Raw genomic sequence first — 23743 nt, 5'->3', positions numbered from 1 at the left:
TTATGAACAGTTATAACATAAACAAAGGCATTGGCAGGACAGTGGAATTTAAAGGGTTGAAAGCACAATACCTGTTCATTTTCGCAGGTGGGCTGCTCGGTACGCTTATCCTCGTGATGATACTGTATATGGCAGGCGTAAACTCTTACATCTGCCTGTTCCTCGGAGCAGGCGGAGCTTCGCTCATTGTATGGCAAACCTTTTCACTGAATAGGAAATATGGAGAACACGGATTGATGAAGATAGCGGCCAATAAAAGGCATCCGCGCTACATCATCTGCCGCAAGCCTGTACGCCGCTATTTAAAATTCACTTCTAAACAGAATGCCGTATGAGAAATGTAGCAAAGACCACCACATTGGAAAGCAAGTTTCCTTTGCTGGCAGTAGAAAACAACTGCATTCTTTCAAAAGATGCAGACATTACCGCCTGCTTTGAGGTTCGTTTACCAGAACTGTTTACGGTAGCTTCTGCGGAATATGAAGCCATTCATTCTGCCTGGCATAAAGCTATCAAGACTTTACCGGATTTTACAGTCGTTCACAAACAGGATTGGTACATTAAAGAAAGCTACGCTCCCGATTTGGCGAAGGAAGACCAAAGTTTTTTGGCTAAATCCTACCAACGCCATTTTAATGAGCGACCGTTCTTAAATCACTACTGCTACCTTTTCCTAACCAAGACTACTAAGGAAAGAATGCGTATGCAAAGCAACTTCAGCTCGCTTTGCAAAGGTTCATTGATACCAAAGGAAATCAGGAACAAGGAAACGATACATCGCTTTATGGAAGCGGTAGCACAATTTGAGCGTATCGTAAACGATAGCGGTTTCATAACCCTGAAACGCCTTACCGAAGATGACATCATCGGAACAGAAGAAACGCAGGGATTACTGGAACAATACCTAACTCTATCAAGGGATGCCGGAGCACCGATGCAGGACATCGCTCTCGGAACGGAAGAAGTCCGTATCGGGAACAAAAGGTTGAGCTTGCACACCTTGTCCGATACGGACGATTTACCCGGAACGGTATCGGCTGATACCCGTTTTGAAAAACTATCCACCGACCGCAGCGACTGCCGTTTGTCGTTCGCCGCACCTGTGGGTTTGCTGTTAAGCTGCAATCACATTTACAATCAGTATTTGTTTTTGGATAACAGCGAAGACAACCTGCAAAAGTTTGAAAAGTCCGCAAGGAATATGCACTCACTGGCAAGGTACAGCCGTGCCAACCAAATCAACAAAGAATGGATAGAAAAGTATCTGAACGAAGCCCACAGCTTCGGGCTATCCTCCATCCGTGCACACTTCAACATTATGGCGTGGTCGGAAGATCCGGCAGAACTGAAACAGCTAAAGAATGATTGCGGTAGTGCGTTGGCACTGATGGAATGCAAACCACGCCACAACACTACGGATGTAGCCACATTGTATTGGGCAGGAATGCCTGGCAATGCAGGCGATTTTCCGAGTGAGGAAAGTTTTTACACTTTTATTGAACCTGCTTTGTGTTTATTCACAGAAGAAACCAATTACCACAATTCGCCATCGCCATTTGGCATCAAGATGGCCGACCGTTTGACCGGAAAACCTATCCATTTAGATATTTCGGATTTACCGATGAAGCGTGGAATTATCACGAACAGGAACAAGTTTATACTTGGTCCATCGGGAAGTGGTAAATCGTTCTTTACAAACCATATGGTACGGCAGTATTACGAGCAGGGAGCTCACGTATTGCTTGTAGATACAGGTAATTCGTATCAGGGACTATGTGAACTCATTAAAGGAAAAACCAAAGGCGAAGACGGTGTTTACTTTACTTATACGGAAGACAACCCGATCGCCTTTAATCCATTTTATACTGATGATGGTGTGTTTGACATTGAAAAGAGAGAAAGTGTCAAGACTTTGATACTGACACTCTGGAAACGTGATGATGAACCGCCAACCCGTTCGGAAGAGGTTGCCCTTTCCAATGCCGTAAGCGGATATATCGAACGCATTAAAGCGGACGATGTTTATCCATCTTTCAATGGCTTCTATGAATATGTGAAGGGCGATTACCGCAAGGTACTCGAAGAAAAACAGGTACGGGAAAAAGACTTTGACATCGCCAATTTCCTGAATGTTCTCGAACCCTACTACAAGGGTGGCGAATATGATTACCTGTTGAACTCTGATAAGCAATTAGACCTGCTTTCCAAACGCTTTATCGTGTTTGAAATTGATGCGATTAAAGACCATAAAATCCTGTTTCCCATAGTCACAATTATCATTATGGAGGTCTTTATTAACAAGATGCGAAGGCTCAAAGGTATCCGCAAACTCATCCTGATTGAAGAAGCGTGGAAAGCGATAGCGAAAGAGGGAATGGCAGAATACATCAAGTATTTGTTTAAGACCGTCCGCAAATTTTTCGGAGAAGCGATTGTCGTAACGCAAGAGGTCGATGATATTATCCAGTCGCCCATTGTGAAAGAAAGTATCATCAACAATTCCGATTGTAAAATCCTATTAGACCAACGCAAGTATATGAACAAATTCGATGATATACAGGCGATGTTAGGGCTTACGGATAAAGAGAAAGGGCAAGTACTTTCCATCAATATGAACAACGATGCAAGCCGTCTGTACAAAGAGGTTTGGATTGGCTTAGGTGGTACGCACTCGGCAGTCTATGCCACCGAAGTTAGTTTGGAGGAATACCTCGCATATACGACCGAAGAAACCGAAAAAATGGAAGTAATGCAATTAGCTTCCGAATTGGACGGTAACGTAGAACTCGCCATTAAGCATATCGCAATGGAAAGGCGGGACAAAGTAAATCAATAGTCATTAACATTTTAAAATTCAGAAACAATGAAAAAAGTATTGTATCTGGTGTGTACGGCACTAATGCTTGCCGTAGCACCGTCAGCGAAAGCACAATGGGTAGTAACCGACCCTGCAAATTTGGCTTCAGGTATTATCAACTCTGCGAACGAAATCATACAGACTTCTTCCACCGTGAGCAATGTAGTAAAGAACTTCAACGAAGTGAAGAAAGTTTACGACCAGGGCAAGGAATATTACGACAAGCTGAAAGCTATTAACAACCTTGTGAAAGATGCCCGTAAGGTGCAGCAAACCGTACTTTTAGTAGGCGATGTTTCCGAAATGTATGTGCAGAATTTTGGCAAGATGATGAACGACCCAAATTTCACACCACAGGAATTGGTTGCTATTGGCAATGGTTATTCGGCACTACTCAATGAAAGTACCGAACTGCTGAAAGAATTGAAGCAAATTATAACCTCTTCAAGCCTTTCGCTAAACGACAAAGAGCGTATGGATATTATTGATCGTGTGTACAAAGAGGTAAAGGATTACCACAGCCTTGTACGCTACTACACCAATAAGAACATTTCTGTAAGCTACCTAAGAGCGAAAAAGAAAAACGATGCCAAAAGAGTGCTTGAACTCTACGGAACCTCTAACCAAAAATACTGGTAAAATGGAATGGGATAATCTTCACGAACTCCTGCGTTCGCTTTACGACGATATGATGCCGCTTGCAGGCGATATGGCGGCAGTAGCTAAAGGTTTAGCGGGATTGGGAGCGTTGTTCTATGTAGCATTAAAGGTTTGGCAGGCTTTAAGCCGAGCAGAACCTATTGATGTGTTCCCGTTGTTGCGTCCCTTCGCTTTGGGGCTTTGTATAATGTTCTTCCCAACTATCGTGTTGGGAACCATTAATGCAGTATTAAGTCCGGTGGTTAGAGGAACCCACACCATACTCGAAGACCAAGTACTTGACCTGAACAAGCTGCAACAGCAGAAAGACCAATTGGAATATGAAGCAATGGTCAGAAATCCAGAAACCGCCTATATGGCATCAGACGAAGAGTTTGATAAAAAACTGGATGAATTGGGCTGGTCGCCATCGGACGTTGGTACAATGGCGGGAATGTATATGGACAGACAAGCCTACAAGATAGAGAAAGCCATAAAGGATTGGTTTCGCAATTTACTGGAAATACTCTTTCAGGCGGCGGCTTTGGTTATTGATACCATACGAACATTTTTCCTGATAGTCCTTTCCATACTCGGACCAATAGCTTTTGCTATTTCCGTTTGGGAGGGATTTCAGTCCACACTCACACAGTGGATTACCAGGTATGTCAGCGTATATCTCTGGCTTCCTGTTTCGGATTTGTTCAGCTCGATGCTGGCAAGAATACAATCCCTCATACTGGAAAGGGATATAGCAATGCTTGCCGATCCGACCTACATACCTGATACGAGCAATACAGTGTACATCATATTTATGATTATCGGCATCATCGGGTACTTCACAATTCCTACAGTGACAGGTTGGGTAATCCAAGCCGGAGGCGCAGGAAACTTTACCCGCAACGTGAACCAAGCTGCAATGAAAACAGGGAACATCGCCGGAGCAGGTGCAGGTTCCACAGTTGGAAACATCGGCGGCAAACTGATGAATAAATAAACAATTAATCATTCTAAAAAATGGAATTTAAAACTCTAAGAAATATCGAAAACAGCTTTAGGCAGATAAGATTATATGCCATTGTGTTTGCGGTTCTCTGCATTGGCGTGGTAGGATATGCCGTATGGCAGTCCTACCACTTTGCAGAAGAACAACGCCAAAAAATCTATGTATTGGATAACGGCAAATCTTTGATGCTTGCCTTGTCGCAAGATGCGAGCATCAACCGACCTGTGGAAGCAAGGGAACACGTCAGACGTTTTCACGAGCTTTTTTTTACACTCGCTCCGGATAAAAATGCTATCGAAAGCAATATGAGGAGGGCATTTAACCTTGCGGATAAAAGTGCTTTTGACTATTACAAAGACTTATCTGAAAAGGGTTATTACAACAGAATTATTTCAGGTAATGTTCAGCAACGCATCGAAGTCGATAGTGTCGTGTGCAATTTCGACACCCATCCTTATGCGGTGCGCACCTATGCCAAACAATTTATTATCCGTTCGAGTAATGTAACCAGGCGTAACCTGATTACTTCCTGCTATCTCGTGAACTCCGTCCGTTCCGACAATAACCCGCAAGGCTTTAACATTGAAAAATTTGCAGTGGTTGAAAACAGGGATATTGAAGTCATCGAACGCTAAAAAACAATCTTATGGAAACATTATCAGATTTAAACACGTTTGCGAAAATCCTTACCGACAAAGGATATAACGGCTATTTCCATACGCAGGGTGCGTATGCCGGAAGGTTGAAAGACACCATCAGCGATTACATCGAAAGCTGCCAAAAAGGTACAGACAGTTTACCCAAACAAGATTTATTGCTGACAGGCTATCTGCAATGGTCGGGCGATGACAAGCCCCGTGTCGAATGTAGTATGTGGGTAAAATACCTGAACGGGAAATTCTCTCTCAATAAAATGGAGGTGGCAAGGAAAGACCAATTTGGGCAACTGCTGAAAAAATCGGAACTGACAAACCTGTCTGTAATATCTGCACCCAAAGCGGCTGAGGTAGTCGCTTTGGTCAATGATGAACTAAAACAAAAGGCAGGTAAAAGCCCTAAGCGTTTCAAGCTCTAAAACAGAAAACGGTATGAAAAAATTAAGAGCAATTATGGACAGATATTTTGACAAGCTGGACGAACGCTGGCGGGCATTGTCCCTACGCAAACAGTACCAATATACGCTGTACTTCTTTGTAGGTTACCTGCTGCTTACCATGGCGGTGATTGGCAAAGTAATGTATGATACCTCAAAATCCGGTAACGATATAATCATTGAGCATATCGAAAACCCTGTCCTCAAAAAAAGTGAAAGCCCTGCAAGATTACAGGACACATTATCAACAATTCTAAAAAATAAGATTTATGAAAGAAAATGAGAACAAAAAATCGGTTGTTCGGGTAACGGAAGGGAACCCGACAGCAACCGCTGATGTGCTGCAAGACGGCACACAGAATAATAAGGAGAAGCTCAAAAAGCCCCTAATCTTTGGTTTGATGGCGATTGTATTCGTGGGTTGTATGTACCTCATATTTAAACCGTCCGAAGATAAAAAAGCGATTGAAAACATCGGGCTGAACGATGCAGTACCAGAAGCTACGGGAGCCGGAATGCCTGCCGACAAAGGCAAGGCGTATGAGCAGGAAATGCTGGAAAGCAAAGACCAGGAAAAGCGTAATGCTTTAACTACGCTTTCTGATTATTGGAATACCGAAGACAAAGAAGAGCCAGTTGATGAACAACTTCCTGAAGAAGACCAAAGCAACAGCTATGGCGGCGGCAGAAATTCGGGCAGGAACGGTAATCCGGCAGTAAACAGTTACCGTAATGCGCAAAGCACATTAGGTTCTTTTTATCAGGACAACAATTCGGAAACAATGGAACTCCGCAGGCAATTGGACGAAATGAAAGAAAAGCTGGCTGAAAAAGATGTGCCACCCGTTGCTACCGTAGATGACCAACTTAAACTAATGGAGAAATCCTATGAAATGGCAGCAAAGTATCTTCCGAAAAATACGAATACCGAAAATGTAACACCTGCTAATGGTGCTGTTCCGGATGCTTTTAGTGCTGCTGGCACTAACCAAAAAGAGCATTTTGTATCGTTTACGCCTGCAAGAAAGAATGCCGTATCAGCCCTGTACCGTGAGCCTACGGACAGTGCTTTTTTAGCCGATTGGAGCCAAACAAAGAACCGAGGTTTTTATACCGCCGGTTCTGTTGAGCAGGTGATACAACCGAAAAACAGTATCAAAGCCTGTGTACACGATGCTCAAACAGTAGTTGGCGAAACGGGTGTGCGTTTACGATTGTTAGAGCCTGCCCAAACACCACAACATACCATTCCAAAAGGAACGATTGTAACGGCTAATGCCAAATTTCAAGGTGGGAGATTACAACTAAAAATTACCTCGATAGAAATGGAGGGCAATATCATCCCGGTAGATATAACCATTTACGATTTGGACGGGCAGCAAGGCTTGTATGTTCCGTATTCACCCGAAATGAATGCCCTTACCGAAATGGCAGGCAATATGAGCCAGACAGGTGGAACGAGCGTAATGCTCACACAGAATGCCGGACAACAGGTTGCCGCAGATTTAAGCAAAGGAGTGGTACAGGGAATTTCGGGCTATTTCGCCAAAAAGGTAAGAACCCCAAAAGTTACGCTGAAAGCAGGACATCAGGTTTTTCTTGTACCTAAAAAATAATGTTGAACTCAAATAAATAAAATAATGAAAAATCATTTTAAAACCTTTTGGGCAATCGCCCTGATACTCGGCCTTGCCGTACAATCTTATGCACAGGACAGTACAAAGGCAAAAACTCCGCTTGCGTTGGGCAAGATAGAACCGTATAAAATGGAAGTTACCTATGATAAGACTTCACACCTGATTTTCCCGACCGCTATCCGTTACGTGGATTTGGGAAGCGAATACCTGATTGCAGGGAAAGCGGAAGATGCGGAAAACGTGTTGCGTGTAAAAGCAACGGTAAGGGATTTTGAAGCTGAAACCAATTTTTCTGTGATTACTAATGACGGACGTTTTTACAGTTTCAATGTGTATTACAGTTCCTATCCCGAAGTGTTGAGCTATGACCTACTTACAATGCAAAAAGCAGTTGATAAAGCTAACGGAAACGATGTGCTTTTTGAGGAATTGGGCAACAATTCGCCATCATTGGCGGGTTTGCTTTTGGAAACCATTTACAAAAAAGACAAACGCATTGTAAAACATATCGGGGCTAAGAGTTTCGGTATACAGTTTATTCTTAAAGGCATTTACATACATAACGGCAAATACTATTTCCATACGGAATTGAGAAACCGTACCAATGTGCCGTTTCAGATTGATTTTATCAATTTCAAAGTAGTGGATAAAAAGATAGCCAAACGTACCGTAGTACAGGAACGCCCGCTGATACCGTTACGCACTTACAAGCCATTGGAGGAGATTGGCGGTAAATCGACCGAACAAAACGTGTTCCTGTTAGATCAATTTACGATTGCCGATGACAAAGTACTGCTGATTGAGATTTTCGAAAAAAACGGGGGCAGGCATCAGACACTCCAGATAGAAAATTCCGATTTAATCAAGGCTCGTTTGGTTAATGATATGCACCTGAAATTTTAATAACCTTTTAAAGCAATTTTATGAAAAAGTATATCTATACCGTGATGCTCATCTTTATGGCCATCACTGCTACACAGGCACAAAGAATGCTTCCAAAACAGAAAGGATTGGAAATAAGTGCAGGCGTATTATCCGATGATAAAATCGGTAATGATTATTACCTCAACATCGGAATGACCGTGAACGGAAAAAATGGAAATTACCAGCTTTGGGCGTTGGAATACACACACCAATACCACGATTATAAAGACCTCCGTATACAGCAGGAAACTTATACTGCCGAGGGTGGTTACAGCTTCTTCCTTCTGGGTGATGTTCGTAAGAATATCACACTGAACTTCGGGATAACAGGCGTAGTCGGTTATGAAAGTATCAATCGTGGCGAAACAATGTTATATGACGGAGCAAAGATTTTGAGCGAGGATAATTTTATATACGGAGCAGGTGGTCGCCTCACTTTTGAAACGTACCTGTCAGACCGTTTTGTGTTAGTCCTGCAAGGGCGTACAAAGGTTTTATGGGGTACGGATTTACAACAGTTCCGACCGTCTGCAGGTGTGGGATTAAGGTTTAATTTTTAAAACTTAAAACAATGATAGGAATATTCAATAAATTCAGAATAGGATTACTGCCGATATATGTAATGCTGGCAATCCTCACAGCTTCGGTTTCTTTGGTATCTTGTAGCAAAGATGATGAACTCGAAATACAGAACGATTTCCCTTTTGAGGTAAACGTGATGCCTGTTCCAAAAGATGTAGCCAACGGGCAAACGGTTGAAATACGCATTACCATACAGCGTAAAGGCAATTACAGCAACACGCAGTATTTTTTCCGTTACTTTCAGTTTGACGGACAAGGAACGTTGCAATACTACGATGAACCGCCATATCTGCCGAACGATTTATACCCTTTACCGACAGAGCAGTTTAGATTGTACTATACGTCAACATCTGCCGTATCACAATCCTTTGAGGTTTGGATTTCGGACAGCTTCGGAAACGAAAAGCAATTGAGCTTTCAGTTTAACAGTAGTGATTAAAAGTAGTATGTCAGTTCATAAAAACGGCTTATCTGATTGGTAAGCCGTTTTATATTTAAAGCAATATGATTAGGAGTATTTTACTGGCTCATCAATATTTCTTAAATTCATAGTTGTGAAATTAAAAATGTGAGGATATGGTTGCATCATTGGTTATTGGGATAATATTTGTGTTTGCAGGCTTGGGACTTCGTTATTGGATCAACCGGAGAAAGTTTTACAGGCGTGGTCCAATGGGAGCTGAGGGCTTTTCGTCCTATGAAAAGTCGGTTGCCATTAAATTTATTGAAAAGGTTGGTAAATGGATAGCTTATGCCCTGATAATATTTGGACTTTTGTCGCTTTGGGTTTATTCTCGTGAGAAAAAAGAAATGGAAAAGCAGAAGGCAGCAGTGGAAAGTATTCGGTAGAACAATAATTGAAACTCATCAAACAGCAATTATTCAAATTTATATAGTAGATGGTATAGATATTACGAGTTTTCGGTAAAAATATAAAGCTAATTGAGCAAATCTAGCACTTTTATAGTACAAGAATGATTAATTAAACCTTTATGATCTCACTGTAGAGGAAAAAATAATGTAATTTAGATCACTAATAATTACAATTATGGTACAGAATGAGTAACAAAGAAAACTTCAAAATTATAGCTATTAATGTTGGTAAAATGCTACCAACCAAAGACACTCGTAAAAATTCTTTATTGACTTTAGATGCTTCAAAAAATTTAAAAAAAAATCAAATTTACCAATTCCGAAATGAGTATCAATTTCGGAAAAATGACTTTTCAGAGGTAGAATACATACCTAAAACCGATGTCAATTTATATGAACTTAAAACCTCAATAAATAATATTCCAATTAACATTAATGCTGTTGTAGGTGGAAACGGTTCAGGTAAAAGTACTTTAATAGAATTACTATACTGGGCAAATTACAATATTGGAAGTATTCTAAATTTATTAGAAGATGAGAACCGTAGAAAACGGAAACCTTTTAAATTTTTAGATTTTGAACTTTTGTATTCTGTTGATTTGAATACTCTAATAAATGTTGTTTTTAAAGAAGGTAATGTTTATCAACAAACCTATAAACGAAAAAACAATAAGTTTGTCGCGAATGTGTCAAAGCAAGAGATTAAAAGCATTGATGACTTACAACAGTTCTTTTATACGATAGTTGTTAATTACTCTCACTTTGCTTTGAATTCTTTAGAAATTGGAGATTGGATTAATCCTTTATTTCACAAAAACGACGGATATCAGACACCTATTGTATTAAATCCAATGCGAACCGATGGTATTATTGACATCAATAAAGAAAAATATTTGCTCACAAGAAGATTATTAGCCAATCTTCTTGAACCTATAACCGAAGGACAAGAAGAAAACAGTTTACGCAATATTGTAAACAATAAAATTGCATCTGCTTTGGAACTGTCATACAATCCTAATCCTAATGCAACCCTAGAAGAGCCCATAGATTCAACAGTAAGAGAAAAATTAATTGAAGCCTTTCAGCAACATTTTGGATTTAAAATAACAGAACAACAACTTAATAATGATTTATTTGTGAATGTTACACTTTCGTACATTCATAAGAAGCTCATTAAAATGGCTTTTTCTGATTATAAAATATTCAAAAGATATAGAGAACCGAAAGAAAGAAATATAAAAAATATAAATGCGTATATCAGAAGAATAAAAGAAAGCGACAGTCACGCCGTTTTCAAAGTAAAAGGAGCTATTCTTTACTTAAAATATTATCAGACCTTGTTACCGAATCTCGATTTTAAAAAACCTTTCAGTTTAGAAATTGATGGATTGTCAAAAAAGATACAGGAGATACAGAAAAAAGAATCATTTATGGTGAATACCTTTATGATGTCACCTCCTTCTTTTTTCTATATTAACATAGTCCCAAAAGATGGTTCTTCATTTGGTTCTTTAAGTTCTGGAGAAAAACAAAAAACACATAGTATTAGTTCTATTGTATATCATCTTATTAACCTCAATTCTGTTGAACAGCTAAAGGAAGAAAAAGCAGAAGAGTCCGAAAAAATAATTCATTACAACTATATCAACATCATATTAGACGAAATAGAACTTTATTATCACCCTGAATGGCAAAGGACATATATTGCTGATCTATTAGATTATATTGGTAAAATTAATCCTGAAAATTTAAAACACATTAAAGGATTAAACATAACTTTTTTAACGCACTCACCATATATTTTATCAGACATTCCGAATGCTTTTGTTTTGAAATTAATCAAAGGAGAGCCTTATATAGAAGGCAACGAAACCTTTGGAGCAAATGTACACGACCTCTTAGCAAATGACTTTTTTATGCAAAAGGGGTTTATGGGGGAATGGGCAAAAAGTCAAATAAAATTGGTTATTGAAAGTCTCACATTGAAGATTAATAATAAAAAGATAGAATCACTCAACGGTCTATTAAATGAAGAGACCGAAAAAAATAAAATTGCTATAATAAAAGGCGAGATTAAATCTATTGAAATTGAAAATTCTAGATACAAAGAGATAGATCAAAGTCAATGCTCTTCTATTATATCAATAGTTGGTGAACCTGTTTTGTATAATAGTTTAATGGAACTTTACAGTCAAGCATTTCCAAATGATGAAACCAATTTCATTCAATCACAAATTGACAAGCTAACTAAACTATTAAACAAATAATCATGATTTCGTTACATATAAATAAAGCAAAAAGTGTTCAAGAATTTTTTAAAGTAGAAATAGAAGAACAAAGAAGTTCTGCACTGCAAAAACTTCAGGCAATTAACGCAAACATATTTGATCAAGCTGAACAAACTTACCTTAACAACATCATTACTCAATTTCAAGATATTTCATTTTTAACAAAAAGCCCTTTAGAAATAGAAGTTATCAAAGGAATAGTTGGGCCATTACCTACAAATTCCCGTTTTGAGACGGTTAATGGAGTACTCAAGCCCATGAAAAAACAACTAACTCATTTTATTCAAAATGCCCTTAACTATACAAATTGCCGAGATAAATTTTATCCAAAATATTTTAGGAAGATTGGAATAAAATCTTGTGTTTATTGTAATTCTCAATTAACTGTTGTTATCACTAAAAAGAACAACGAAATTGACGCAAGACTCGAAGTTGACCACCACTATCCTAAAAGTGATTTTCCGTTTTTGAGCATTTCGTTATTTAATTTATATCCCTGTTGTGCTTCTTGTAACAAAAGAAAAAGTTCTACACCAATCAATTTTTTTCTTTATACAGATATCACATCAAAACTATCAAAATCCGATTATAACTTTAAAATCACTAAGTCTTCCGAATGTGATTATTTAGTGACGAAAGATGCTGAAAGTATTGAAATTCTATTTAATGATGTCTCTACAACAGTAGCTGGTCATCAATCGCTACAAAATATGTTCAGCATAAAAGAAATTCACGATACTCAAAAGGATATTATAGCAGAATTGATTGTCAAGAACCAAATTTATAATGAGAGTTTCAAAGATATTCTTCAAAAGAGCTTTTCAAAATTATCATTAAGTCAAAATGATTTTGATAGAGTAATTGTAGGTAATTATACCAAAGAAAAAGATATCCATAAAAGACCATTTAGCAAAATGACAATGGACATTGCTAAACAATTGGGGCTGATTAAATAAAACGCATTGTAAACAAAATTGAATCCTATTTTTAAGCCAAACACTTCCTTTCAAAGCCAATCAATACCACAACTCCCAACACTGCATTAAGCCTCTTTAATTTAGACTTCCACGGAAAAAACAAGCAAACTATGGAAGTTATCGCAATACAAAAATCCGCATTGGACGGAATGAAAAATGAGTTGAAGGAACTTTTGAAAATGACCGAAAACGCAACGAAAAAATACACACCGATTTTCAAAGAAGAAAAGTGGCTCGATAACCAGGAAGTGTGTTTGATGATGAACATTACCAAACGGACCTTGCAAACCTACAAGGACAAAGGCTTATTACCTTATTCCAAACTGAACCGCAAGAATTATTACAAACTTTCGGACATACAGGCTTTGCTCGAAGCCGGACAGCCGTACAATACTACTGAAAATGGATTTATTGACGAATGAAAATGAAGAAATCATTACTCATCAGGAAATGATAATGAAGTTAAGAGGCCGCATTGAAGAAATATTGAAAAACTATCGTCCTGTAATGAATGGAGAGATTTACTTATCGGGCGAAGATCTGTGCCGGTTATTGCATATCAGCAAACGGACTTTACAGCAGTACCGTGATGATAATATATTGCCATTTATACAGATTGGCGGAAAGATCATCTACAAGGAAAGTGATATCCTGACTATCTTGGAACAGAATTATATAGTCAATAAAACAGGCTTACGGTAACCTTTTGTATCTTATATCTGTTCAAAAAGGAATGAGTTTAGTATATTTGCTATATAAAATATAGAATCTTAAAGTGTTTTTACTTTAAGTCCCACATTGAAAACTGGTAATTTTTAGACAACGGGACGATAAGGAAGAACGCTCATGCCATAGGCGTGGGCGCTCGCTTATTCGTTGTCGGGTATACCAGTACCTCAATGTGCGGTAAGTGTAGTTGCCTGCGCTTTCTTTTTTGTGCAGGAAACTCCATTAACTCAAAATCTGACAATATTATGGAAACTGGTACAGCACAACAAAAAATCACTCTCGCATTTATCAACGACAAAAGCCCTATTTTAAATGGTATCTGCCAAGACCTTGTCGCTTCAGGAACTGAAGTCTTATTTCGTTCGGAAAGCATTGAAGATGGACTATCGCAATTGTTTTCATTGAATGAACTTCCCTATGTTTGCATTATTGACCTTGATTTTTACGACAAGAATGTGCTGACACAGCTTCAAGAATTGAGGACAAAATATCCAACCATAAAACTGATTGCCCATAGTGATATTGATGATGAGAAAGTAGGAAAGGCAATTTTAAATATAGGGTTTTCAAGTTATCTTCTTGTTGGTAGTGATACTATGGATTTTAAGAAATTGATTTTCAACGCTTAAGACTATATTTCATCTTCATCATCTCCATACCAGCTTGAAGTATCTACATCGTAATCATCAACCTCAAACTTAGTGGATGGAAAATCATCATCGATTTGATAGCGTATCTTCGTTTCAAAAGGAAATGTTTCTGGCAAGTCTAATCCATCACCTTCACGTCTTTCTCTATTAGATCCATATTCAAGAATCACATGTAAATCTCCAAAGACTTCCACTACAATTTCATATTCATTAATTTCTGAAATATGATATTCTGACACCTCACTATATTCCAATGAATGATGAGGTGCGAGCCGATCAACATTCTCAAAAAAATTAGTTACAACGGATGATATCATATGCTCTTCAATATGTCCATCAAGGAATTGTTTAAGATCTTCACGATAGTTCTCAATTGTTTCTACTAAAGCAATGAAGGAGTTAAGTACATCTTGGCTCATACGCTCAACTTCAGAATCGCTAATATCGAACACCTCAGGATTAATATGAGTGTACTTGCTTAAAGTATTGATTGTTTCTTTTACCTCCTTTATCATGTCTTTAAGTTCGTCAACATCAAATCCCCAGCTATCTAATAAAGCGTCTTCTATTCCACCTTGAACTGCGTATTTAATCCTTTGGTTTCTTGTAGGCTTTCCGTCAGTAGTTTCGGGACTAAACCAAACACAATTTTTCACACGTTCTTCAGGTGCAAGGTTATATAAAAAATGTCGTGATAACTCCCTTATAGAGTATGCAAAATTATTAAAGCGAAGTTTGTTTGTTCGATCATTTAGGCTAGCAAGTGAAGCTTCAAATAAATCCTGTTCAAATTGATTTAATAATAATTGCTTTATTTTTTCTGCTTTTTCCATATTGTCTATTTTATTTAGGATATAGTCAAATTTAAAAAATAATATGGCGCAATTTTTAATGTGACGATCAAATCTAATCATGCGACGTTCTTTTGCTTCTTTTCTTTGGTCGCTGTGTGAAAAGAAAAGAAGTCAGTGCTAAATACAACAAATGGGATACTAAATATCCCAAGCAAAAACTCGCAACCTGTTTGGTAAAATGTAAGGAAAGGGAATTGTGTAGTGGTGCATTTTGACAAGGGGGTTGCACCTATTCTAAATGCAAAAATGCGTTTCCGACCAAAGTGAGGAATTGCATTTTTGCCCGCCCGATTTTTCGGGTCAGGCGACTTTTATCGGGTGGGTACGGAAATCTTTCAGATTATGAAAAAATCCCTTGTATTCGGTCATTCCTCTGCGGAATAAGTTCCACAGCAAAGAACAACCCATTTGTGTCAATGAGGAATTGATAAACAAGTCCTGGTATTCCAATGCTTCGGCAAGGGAGCAACTTGGCGTGTTGTCTTCTTGTTCGGATTGCTTCAGCAATTCGCCAAATTCATCGGTAACAAATGGCAGGCTTGCCACCATTTGGTATTTCTCGGAATTGGGTTGCTTTATCTCTCCGATAGTAGATAGTAGCACTTGTCCTGTATCTTGGCTGTTGCCAAAATCCAACCAATACTTCGGCTCATCTTGGTAGTGTCTGCGGTAACTTATTTCTTTAAGAATTTCAGCAACGCCAAACCTCGCCTGTACATTGTCCACACAAGTAATGGTAATGATTGCCCTTGCTTGTTCGGGCAATCTGCCAAAATTGTCTTTTTCAAATTTTACCGTTTTGGCTTTCCAATTTGTACCTGCCCAACGGTTGCAACGATTGATTAAAGCAACGGATTTGTATAATCCTGTTTCACTTTCTGCAAAACGCTGTCTGCCCAAATTGGCACTCGTGATAACATCATCATCCCAAAGGCGGACTTGCAACCCTGCGTGTTCCAATGCTATCAAACTCTCATTTATTTCCATTAAGGCGGTCAATACTTTTGAGCCTGTACCACCTGCTCCGATGAGGTTTACCGAAATCGGGTTGGTAGGATTGAGTAAATAGTTGTCCGTAAAATGAACTGCTGTTTTTTCTGTATTCATCACAATATATTTTTAAGGGTTTTATTATTCTTTTTCAATACCTCTTTAGGAAAGGGTTTATCCGTATTGATAAGGTCTTTCCAAAGGGTTACAATATTTTTTTTCGTTAAGTTTTCGCATAATGAATGACTGAAATAAGAATTGAAAAAATAATGTTCCCACGCCTGTATAAATTCCTCAACCGAAGCCGAATTTTTAATGTCAATACTCACCGTACCCATACATACATTGCCCTTTTCGTAGATATTGAAAAAAGGTGCATAATGCAATAGCGTTTTCTCGGTGGGTCTTCTGTCATTTGCCAAAGCAAATACGGTAAGACTGCTTTTGCTCGCCAACCAAAGCATTGGCGGTACTTGTGCTTTTCCGTTGGGTATGCCCAAACTATCCACAAAATACAGTTTCCGTTGCTGTGCTTTGGTGTACCAAAGTACCGTACATTTTTCAGCATTCGGATTGATATGCAGGATATTTGTAGGCAATATTCCCTTCGGTTTTAAAAAGGCTTGGTTCTTTTCTTCATCGGTCTGTAAGGACTTTGCTAAAATATTGGCTTCTTTTACCGTTAGTGGGTGGGCATTGATAGGCATTCCGTTGCTGTCCATATCAAAATGCTCCACGTACAGATCGGTATTTGTGCCTATAGTTTCATAGAAAACCAAAGCGGATTTTGGGTGGTACAATGTGCCAAAATTTTCGGTGATATCGTTAACGTTGTTCATTTTTCTGTTGTTTTATAGTCGTCTAATATTGTGCAGAGGTCATCCAATAAGGCAAACAAGCGGTTCTCAAAATCGAGATTTGTTGTTGGTATTTCACTTCCGTCAAATCGCTTGGAAATGGTTGGTTCTTCCATTGCTCCGTACTCGTTAAATTCATTGTTGATGGTATCGGAAAGGCTTCCGTATAACCAACCTTTGGTATCTGCAATAAATGAAATGTACTTTTCCATTCCGATTGCTTCGTTTTCGTAATCATCATAAGGGTCTTGTTCGGACAATGGTGCGTTTCGGAAAATGCTTGCGTTCGGATATTCTGTAATAAGGGCAAACGCATTGCAAGACACCTTATGGCATTCCCTGTCGAACATATCAACGCTTTTAAATCGGTTCAAACGCTGTTCAAATACCTTTAGATTGCTACGGTTAAATAGCTTTTGTTCTATTTTATCGCCAATGTATTCGGTATTTCTCAACTCACTTCTATATGTTTCTGTTTCGTCCGTTTCCTCGTCCTGTTCTACCCAATCGTTCATCATTTCGTACAGCCAATACAGATAACTTTCTTCCTGCCTGTAATACGGCACATCGGCAATATGGTACAGATAACTACATACTGATATTAAAAGCTGTGCAGTCTTTTTACGCTTCGGGTCTTTTAGCATCCGATAAAGTGGTGCTATAGGAATATAATAAAGGGTTGTACCTGTATTGTATCGTTCCTCACTTGTGAAGTAGATTTTCTTACTGTCCTGTACCAATTTGAAACTATCCCAATTGATATTGGTATGTTTTACTTTGGTTTCCATATCCCACATAGCCAATGTTATATTGTATGGAAACTCAAAATCCTTGGTCTGCATTGGTTCAATGCTGTAATGCTCGGCAAGTTTGGAAAGGGAATTGTAAAAATCCCTCTCCGTTTTCTGACAAGCCTGTACGGATTGTGCTGTTTTCAGTTTTGGCAGAAACGTACACTTTAGAATACCATTGGTAGCATTGCTATCGGTACGGATTTCTGCTTGTCTTTCTGCACTTGGTTTGCATCTTTTGGTCTTTGTAGCCAATTGGCGAACTCGCACAACTGTCGGTGCAATTGCCGTTGTCGTTTCTGTTCGGGTATGCTGATAGTTCCCGATATGATGTTGCGTTGCATAATTCATTGTTTTATAATTTTGGTTTAACCTTTCGTACCCATTACGCTCTCAAATTTGTATTCTACTGCATCATCTTTAATTTGCGGTGCAGATGCTTTTGCTGTTGTCAAAATCGGGTACATATTAGCGTAAAAATTCATTACGGCTTCCACGCTCCAACGTGGTTCGGGGTCGGTCAGTCTAATGTCCTGTCCTTTATCTTTGAGTATGAAAACTCGCTCTAATTGGGTTGCTAATAACATATTGCTCGTTTTAATTATTAATACTGTTCTTCTTCGTCCGCTTCATCAATAGGATAATCGCCAGTAACTGCTTCCTCTGGCGGTTCGGGTGTTGCTTCTTCCATTGCTCCGAAAAGGCTCGGTGTGGCAAACTTGTCGGATAATGATGTTTTGCGTTTTCGTATCTCGTCCGCTTTTTCGGGAAACTCTGTTATATCGGGTACTTTCATCCACGCTTCACGGAATTTGCCCTCTTTTTCGAGTTCGTCAGCCTTTGCCATAGCATCTTTAAACTTCTTGTCTTTGGCTTCCTGTTCTTTCTTCTGCCTGTCGGCTTTTTCTTTTTCTATTGCGGAATGCTTTTTAACTTCTTCCAATTGCTTTAGGAATTTTTCCATATCCACCATTAAGCCCGATACCTTTTGTATAGGTGTGGTTATCTGCTCAAAAAATCCCTCGTCAAATTCTTGGGGCGTGGCGTTAAATGTTAATGGGGGAATACCGTTTTTGGCACTATCTCCGCATTGTTCGTTATTGAGCAATACTGTTACAATTAGGTTACTTTCTATTCCTTTTGAAATGTTCAGTTGTAAAACTCCTGTAAAGTCCAACTGCTGTATCTGATTGAAAAAATTTGTGTTCATCGTTCTGAAATTTTAATTGTTGAAGATTGCTTTTTGATTACTGTCAGTTTTTCGTACATATCTATCCAATAAGCTTTTTGTCTTTTGTCGAACTCAGAAAAACTTTTGTCTTCGTGGCGGTATTCTTTGTATTGCCTAGCCATTTTAATGGCTTCTTTAAGGTTTGTTATCTCAATGGGGCAACCGTTTAAATCTGTTACTTGCATAGCTTTATGAGGCTACCACCGTTTAAGGCGGTAGCCTGTTGTTAATTAATTAAGGTTTAGGATTTCTGCACCGTCTAAAGCAAAACCATTACACAATTCAAATGCTTTCTGTGATTTGAGTTGAGCAGTACCACCCAATACAATGCTTTGTAATTTGGCTTCGTCATTCTTGTAATTTCTCACGTTCTGATAGTAGCCTGTAACAGCATTATACGCTCCGAACAAAGTGCCTTTTGTTGTGTCCATTTGCTGTGTATCGCTTATCATTGCGTATGCAAATGCATCCTCAACGGTATTTTTGAACACTGTGGAAATTTCATCCATAGCACCTTTTTTTAGCAAATCAAAGGTTTCCTTATTCGGGCAAAGTGCCAATTGGATTAGCTTTTTAACCTCTTGGTCTGTTACCTTTACTTTTGCCCACTCATTAAAAATGCCCTCTAATTGGTTGCTCAATGTATTGGCAAGTCCCATAATCTTATGGGCATTCTCAATACGTTGTTTTGCTCCCGAAGTATGTTTGATACGGACTACATTGGTCATAGTGCGTAACGAAGCGTTTAAGGTGTTTTGGCAAACTATACGGATAGGAGTAAATGCGGCTGTGATACTTCCGCTACCATCGTGCGAAGTGGTTAGGAAAATGTACTTTTCCGTAACATCATCGCCATTACCTACACGGATATAGTCAGGCAATTTGGCTGTGATAAAAATACGTTCTCCGTTTCCTAATGCTCCTGCGGTTTCATAGAGAATACCCTCGCCACCGCCTACAATAGCATCAAAAAAATTAAAGGCTTCACGATTTTGTACTATGTGGTAATCCTTGCCAACTACTCCTAATACTGAATTGTTATCGGTACGTATGTTGGCAAAATAGTTGGGTACTTCCAATTCACTACTGCCTATCTCTATATCATTAGCAGTTTCGATAATGCCCGAACCTTTGGTAAACAGTGGGGATTTTACGACTTCGTAATCTAACCCTGCGTGCTTGATAGCTTCTTCGCTTGTCGGGTATTGCTCCACGATTTGCCCCAAACCGTGCCACGCTTTTTGTTGTACGCTAAAAAATGAATAACGTCCTGTTCTCTCGTTGAAATTGATATTATGTGCCATAATGCTTAAAATTTGATGTTAAAAAATGATTGAATACTCGTTGTTAAAATGGGAGGTCGTCTTCTGTCTTATTATTGTTTGTGCCTGTAGTAGCTTGTGCCGTTTCCGATTTTTTGCTACCTCCGTGTAATTTTATGTTTGATGTATGGAAATTTAGTCCTGCTCTTGGCTCTCCGTCATTGCCTGTCCACGCTCTTGTACTTACTCTTCCCGATAGTTCCACCAAAGTGCCTTTTGTAAGTAGCTTGGCTACATTTGGGGTTATCCAATAGGAGCAATCAAAATAGGTTGTTTGCTCTACACGCTCGCCTTGTTTGGTACGGTAGCTGTCGTTGGTCGCTACTGAAAAGTTTACTACTTGTTTGTCTTGTGACGTTGTGCGTACTTCCGCATCTCTTGTCAGTCTTCCTGTAATGTTCATGATTTCTACTTTTTTGCGTTATTAATTTTGTTCTGATTTAATTTTCCTTGATTTATTCGGCAATGAGAGGAGGTGCTGAAGTTTCGTTTCACTCTTTTGCCATTTCCAATGCTGTATTTTTTCATTTCTGACATTTTTTTTATTCGTCTAAAGAGCCGGAGTATGCTTTGTTTCGTTTCACGAGCATAAAAAGGTTAGTGTTTAGCAGGAACAAGGTTTTGTCAAAAAAATACGACCCGAATGGGTGGAGATTTTTTTGCAAACCAAGAGGGCACGACCTTGTTCCTGCGTTAAGAACACGGAAATACCTTTGCTCTTGAAATGGAACAAAACAGCATACCGGTTCTTGAATAAAAAATCATGTGGAAGCACGTGAAAAAGGCATTGAGTAAATGGCCTTGTGATTACAAAACCTGCAATTACATTTTGCAGAATTTATAAATATGGGGTTTTAGTATCTTAAAATATTGTGGCTATGGTAGCCACGTAAACGATACTAAAAAACATTTGTTGAGGGATAAGATTGGGTAGTTTTTCTGGATGGTTTATTAAGACATCCTGCTAAAGCTTTTTTATTGTGTTGGATGGCACTGGAGGAATAAATGTGCTTTTGAGGATTAAGTATGAGCATAAAAAAAGACGGAGCATTTTTGCTCCGTCCTTAAATAACACAATCACCCTTATACAAACTGGAACACATAACGATTTATAATTTCTGTTTGTCCTATTGTTTGAAGATGGGCGTAAGCATCAATGATTGATTGAAGATGTTCTTTATCCTTACACACAACATATTTCTGTGCCTGATGAAACATTGCCAGGTCCTTATTTACATAGAATGCGATATGTTGTACACGTTTTACTTGGGAATCATTACAGATAAAGGTATCATTACTACCTAGGGGTAAGATAAAATTTCCAAAATCATCAAGATTATTACTGTCGCTTTCTATTAAGGGGACATCTCCTAAAATCGATTTAATATTTGGATTAGAGTTTACATAACTATTATGGTGAACTCGAAGTAATCTTTCCTCACTTATATTCAGATTGTCATAGAAAGGGAGAAATGGGAATATTAATTTTTTGGTATGCCTGAACAATTCAGAATTCAATAGATGATCCAGTGCTTCTGTGTGATCGGAACCATCGTCTTTTTTAATTACTATGTTTACAGGAAGTTTATCATATGGGTACTCCTTGTCTTTGGTGTCAAAAAGATTATCATTTGCCGGCAAGCGCCATTTCATAGATGATGCCATTACCAATATAGATGTTAAGGCTTCTTCGGTAATAATACCTGTACGTGTTATTTCGACAAGATCTTTTGAAAACTTTTCATCAAGTTCGGCATAAAGTTTTTCCATATTATCGTTTGGCATTCCGTCAAAGTACCAGGTATTCCGGTTCATCTCAAAGAATACAGACTTGGGACTTCTTCTTTCTTTTGCGAAAGCCCCTTTTTCTTTATCATAGAGATAAAGCATATTATCTTCATCAGCAAATCTCTTAATAAGAAACTGCGGGATATAATGGTGTCTTTTTGATAGGGTCATGCATGTTAAATATTACTTAGTGCTGTCATTTTCTTTATTCTTGTTACGTTTTTCAAGCTCCTGTAGATATGTACCATACAAGCCTATTTCATTAAGTGCCAATCGAAACACAGTTCCATATATGGGTGGAGGCGTAAAAAGCTCGAATGTGTCACAATCTGGATCTCGGTCAGGGAAACTATATTTAGCTTTAAGATGTGCTGGTCTTTTAGCAATCTGATTGGTCTTAACACTTTCCAAAATTTCGTATGTAGCCAATATCAAAGCTGTAGACTCCCCAAATGAAGTAAGTTTATCAATATAAAAGAATTGCTTATCCTTCAGTATTAATGGCGGGGTAAAGAGGTTGATAATTCTTGAAAGAGCAAGTAGAAATCTCTGTTTCATCTTCAAGGTATCTTCTGCGGTTACAAAAAATGGCCTAATGAAGAAAAAGAAATCTTTTTCTTTTAATTTCTGAGCAAGATAAAATTTGTCGTAATAATAGTAAAGCGCCTGTGCGGTGTGGACTCTTCCTTGATCAGAACACTGATCAGCGAATGATTTTATATAATCAAGAACCTCATTATATTGGGAAGCTTCAAGAAAATTTGACATAAGAAAATTTTCAGGATTCTTCTGAAATTCATCATAACCGCCATCCTGAAGTTTTTCGAGAATATTGATAAGGGTAATTGGAGGGTTTGGAGAGTTTAGGGAAAAGTAAGCTATAATAATCTTTTCAAATGCTGATGGTCTTCGTATGCCATAAAATGAAAGTAGCTCATCAAAAAAACAGTACGGATAAAAAGGTCTGTTGCTAAGCATACTTGGATTTATATCTGATAGGTCATTTTCAAATAGATATTCGTCAATAGATGAACTAAGAAACTCGTCAATTGCTCCAAAGGTGAGATTGAAAGATTGAATGCCAATTAAGCCATTAATTGAAATGTTTATCAAATTTCTGCCCCCATTTGTCACATTTCCTTCGATGACGACTTCCATTGGTTTTACTGTTTTTTCCACAGATGCTATAGTAAACTTCTTGTTAGCAGACTTTTCGGTTTCTTCCACAACTTTATAGTCAATATCATCCTCTTCAAGCAGATCAATAACCCCTTTCCAATATTGCACCAGTTCCTTAGACTTCTCGTGTGTGTTAGAATTTATCGGGAATGCATCCAAGCCTTCTGCCACAGTCAAGATTGTCGTTGCCTTAAATCTGTCGCAAAAATTGAGGGCAAACTGGCGGATTCCGGGAAGAGTCGCTATGTTAGTTAGATAATGGTAGTACTCGTGTATAAATATGGACTGTTGTTGACCAATATTAAGATCTGTAACGAAGGTTGTTAAATTTTGGATATCAAATCCATCAAGACATATATAAAATCTGTCGGGATAATATTTTATTTTGGTAAGGTCTATTTCTTCCACAGGATAAATTTTATATTAATAGAAATTTTGCTGAATTCTTGGGAGATTCTTTTTATCATCCCCAACTG

Annotated in this window: 28 protein-coding genes; 17 read left to right on the top strand and 11 right to left on the bottom strand. The window is 38.4% G+C overall.

Translation table 11 applies throughout. The features are described 5' to 3' along the window. Positions 1-2 precede the first annotated feature (2 nt). From LNQ49_RS03165 to LNQ49_RS03085, 17 genes are all read left to right on the top strand, one after another. Positions 3-335 (top strand): DUF4133 domain-containing protein, encoded by a 333-nt coding sequence (locus LNQ49_RS03165; RefSeq protein ID WP_191180536.1) that lies wholly within the window; start codon positions 3-5, stop codon positions 333-335. Further along, the gene (locus tag LNQ49_RS03160; RefSeq protein ID WP_191180537.1) at positions 332-2836 is read left to right on the top strand and encodes a TraG family conjugative transposon ATPase; all 2505 of its coding nucleotides are present in this window, start codon (positions 332-334) and stop codon (positions 2834-2836) included. Before LNQ49_RS03165 ends, LNQ49_RS03160 begins: the two co-directional genes overlap by 4 nt. Before the next feature lie 27 nt (positions 2837-2863). Next, positions 2864-3496, top strand: a complete 633-nt coding sequence (locus LNQ49_RS03155; RefSeq protein WP_191180538.1) for a DUF4141 domain-containing protein — start codon at positions 2864-2866, stop codon at positions 3494-3496. Position 3497: 1 nt separating this feature from the next. Next, positions 3498-4493, top strand: coding sequence for a conjugative transposon protein TraJ (gene traJ / locus LNQ49_RS03150; RefSeq protein ID WP_191180539.1), 996 nt, complete (start codon positions 3498-3500; stop codon positions 4491-4493). Between the two features lie 20 nt (positions 4494-4513). Further along, positions 4514-5137, top strand: a complete 624-nt coding sequence (traK, locus tag LNQ49_RS03145) for a conjugative transposon protein TraK (protein ID WP_191180540.1) — start codon at positions 4514-4516, stop codon at positions 5135-5137. A gap of 11 nt (positions 5138-5148) precedes the next feature. Further along, positions 5149-5577: a hypothetical protein gene (locus LNQ49_RS03140; protein WP_191180541.1), complete on the top strand. Its 429-nt coding sequence runs from the start codon at positions 5149-5151 to the stop codon at positions 5575-5577. Positions 5578-5590: 13 nt separating this feature from the next. After that, a complete protein-coding gene (locus LNQ49_RS03135) occupies positions 5591-5878 on the top strand; it encodes a nitrogen regulatory IIA protein (protein WP_191180542.1) in 288 nt (95 codons plus the stop codon). Beyond that, complete coding sequence (gene traM, locus LNQ49_RS03130) at positions 5865-7211, top strand: conjugative transposon protein TraM (RefSeq protein ID WP_191180543.1); 1347 nt, start codon at positions 5865-5867, stop codon at positions 7209-7211. Before LNQ49_RS03135 ends, traM begins: the two co-directional genes overlap by 14 nt. 24 nt (positions 7212-7235) lie before the next feature. Further along, the gene (traN, locus tag LNQ49_RS03125; RefSeq protein WP_191180544.1) at positions 7236-8135 is read left to right on the top strand and encodes a conjugative transposon protein TraN; all 900 of its coding nucleotides are present in this window, start codon (positions 7236-7238) and stop codon (positions 8133-8135) included. 20 nt (positions 8136-8155) lie between these two features. After that, the gene (locus LNQ49_RS03120; RefSeq protein ID WP_191180545.1) at positions 8156-8716 is read left to right on the top strand and encodes a conjugal transfer protein TraO; all 561 of its coding nucleotides are present in this window, start codon (positions 8156-8158) and stop codon (positions 8714-8716) included. Positions 8717-8727: 11 nt separating this feature from the next. Continuing rightward, positions 8728-9177 carry a DUF3872 domain-containing protein gene (locus LNQ49_RS03115; protein WP_191180546.1) on the top strand — a complete coding sequence of 150 codons (450 nt, stop codon included), beginning with the start codon at positions 8728-8730 and terminating at the stop codon, positions 9175-9177. Positions 9178-9314: 137 nt separating this feature from the next. Further along, a complete protein-coding gene (locus LNQ49_RS03110; RefSeq protein ID WP_191180547.1) occupies positions 9315-9587 on the top strand; it encodes a molybdenum ABC transporter permease in 273 nt (90 codons plus the stop codon). 209 nt (positions 9588-9796) lie between these two features. Beyond that, positions 9797-11878 carry a hypothetical protein gene (locus tag LNQ49_RS03105; RefSeq protein ID WP_191180548.1) on the top strand — a complete coding sequence of 694 codons (2082 nt, stop codon included), beginning with the start codon at positions 9797-9799 and terminating at the stop codon, positions 11876-11878. A gap of 2 nt (positions 11879-11880) precedes the next feature. After that, positions 11881-12855, top strand: a complete 975-nt coding sequence (locus tag LNQ49_RS03100) for an HNH endonuclease (protein ID WP_191180549.1) — start codon at positions 11881-11883, stop codon at positions 12853-12855. 131 nt (positions 12856-12986) lie between these two features. Then, positions 12987-13298, top strand: coding sequence for a helix-turn-helix domain-containing protein (locus tag LNQ49_RS03095; protein WP_078702670.1), 312 nt, complete (start codon positions 12987-12989; stop codon positions 13296-13298). Then, positions 13279-13578, top strand: a complete 300-nt coding sequence (locus LNQ49_RS03090; protein ID WP_191180550.1) for a helix-turn-helix domain-containing protein — start codon at positions 13279-13281, stop codon at positions 13576-13578. Before LNQ49_RS03095 ends, LNQ49_RS03090 begins: the two co-directional genes overlap by 20 nt. Before the next feature lie 272 nt (positions 13579-13850). Then, positions 13851-14234 carry a response regulator transcription factor gene (locus LNQ49_RS03085; RefSeq protein ID WP_191180551.1) on the top strand — a complete coding sequence of 128 codons (384 nt, stop codon included), beginning with the start codon at positions 13851-13853 and terminating at the stop codon, positions 14232-14234. A 2-nt stretch (positions 14235-14236) separates the two neighbouring features. On the opposite strand, the gene LNQ49_RS03080 is transcribed toward LNQ49_RS03085, so the two are convergent. The 11 genes from LNQ49_RS03080 to LNQ49_RS03030 all read right to left on the bottom strand — a co-directional run bounded on the left by LNQ49_RS03080 (position 14237) and on the right by LNQ49_RS03030 (position 23675). Then, positions 14237-15088 (bottom strand): pPIWI-associating nuclease domain-containing protein, encoded by an 852-nt coding sequence (locus LNQ49_RS03080; RefSeq protein ID WP_191180552.1) that lies wholly within the window; start codon positions 15086-15088, stop codon positions 14237-14239. A 321-nt stretch (positions 15089-15409) separates the two neighbouring features. Continuing rightward, positions 15410-16216, bottom strand: a complete 807-nt coding sequence (locus tag LNQ49_RS03075) for a PRTRC system ThiF family protein (RefSeq protein WP_191180553.1) — start codon at positions 16214-16216, stop codon at positions 15410-15412. Further along, the gene (locus LNQ49_RS03070; RefSeq protein ID WP_191180554.1) at positions 16216-16938 is read right to left on the bottom strand and encodes a PRTRC system protein B; all 723 of its coding nucleotides are present in this window, start codon (positions 16936-16938) and stop codon (positions 16216-16218) included. The genes LNQ49_RS03075 and LNQ49_RS03070 overlap by 1 nt, the downstream gene beginning before the upstream one ends. Beyond that, positions 16935-18098 carry a hypothetical protein gene (locus tag LNQ49_RS03065; RefSeq protein WP_191180555.1) on the bottom strand — a complete coding sequence of 388 codons (1164 nt, stop codon included), beginning with the start codon at positions 18096-18098 and terminating at the stop codon, positions 16935-16937. The genes LNQ49_RS03070 and LNQ49_RS03065 overlap by 4 nt, the downstream gene beginning before the upstream one ends. Before the next feature lie 17 nt (positions 18099-18115). Beyond that, on the bottom strand, positions 18116-18334 hold the full coding sequence (locus tag LNQ49_RS03060) for a PRTRC system protein C (protein WP_002978317.1): 219 nt from the start codon (positions 18332-18334) through the stop codon (positions 18116-18118). A 17-nt stretch (positions 18335-18351) separates the two neighbouring features. Continuing rightward, positions 18352-18957 (bottom strand): PRTRC system protein E, encoded by a 606-nt coding sequence (locus LNQ49_RS03055; RefSeq protein WP_191180556.1) that lies wholly within the window; start codon positions 18955-18957, stop codon positions 18352-18354. Beyond that, positions 18954-19163: a hypothetical protein gene (locus LNQ49_RS03050; RefSeq protein ID WP_112376282.1), complete on the bottom strand. Its 210-nt coding sequence runs from the start codon at positions 19161-19163 to the stop codon at positions 18954-18956. The genes LNQ49_RS03055 and LNQ49_RS03050 overlap by 4 nt, the downstream gene beginning before the upstream one ends. A gap of 45 nt (positions 19164-19208) precedes the next feature. Further along, a complete protein-coding gene (locus LNQ49_RS03045; RefSeq protein WP_191180557.1) occupies positions 19209-20282 on the bottom strand; it encodes a DUF932 domain-containing protein in 1074 nt (357 codons plus the stop codon). Positions 20283-20325: 43 nt separating this feature from the next. Then, on the bottom strand, positions 20326-20703 hold the full coding sequence (locus tag LNQ49_RS03040) for a single-stranded DNA-binding protein (RefSeq protein ID WP_191180558.1): 378 nt from the start codon (positions 20701-20703) through the stop codon (positions 20326-20328). Positions 20704-21383: 680 nt separating this feature from the next. Then, entirely contained in the window at positions 21384-22259 is an 876-nt protein-coding gene (locus LNQ49_RS03035) for a DUF4238 domain-containing protein (RefSeq protein WP_191180559.1), read from the bottom strand. 12 nt (positions 22260-22271) lie between these two features. After that, positions 22272-23675 (bottom strand): hypothetical protein, encoded by a 1404-nt coding sequence (locus LNQ49_RS03030; protein ID WP_191180560.1) that lies wholly within the window; start codon positions 23673-23675, stop codon positions 22272-22274. Positions 23676-23743 lie beyond the last annotated feature (68 nt).

This window comes from Flavobacterium pisciphilum (assembly GCF_020905345.1).
Classification (GTDB): Bacteria; Bacteroidota; Bacteroidia; order Flavobacteriales; family Flavobacteriaceae; genus Flavobacterium; species Flavobacterium pisciphilum.
This window is presented reverse-complemented; position numbering and strand designations above follow the sequence as displayed.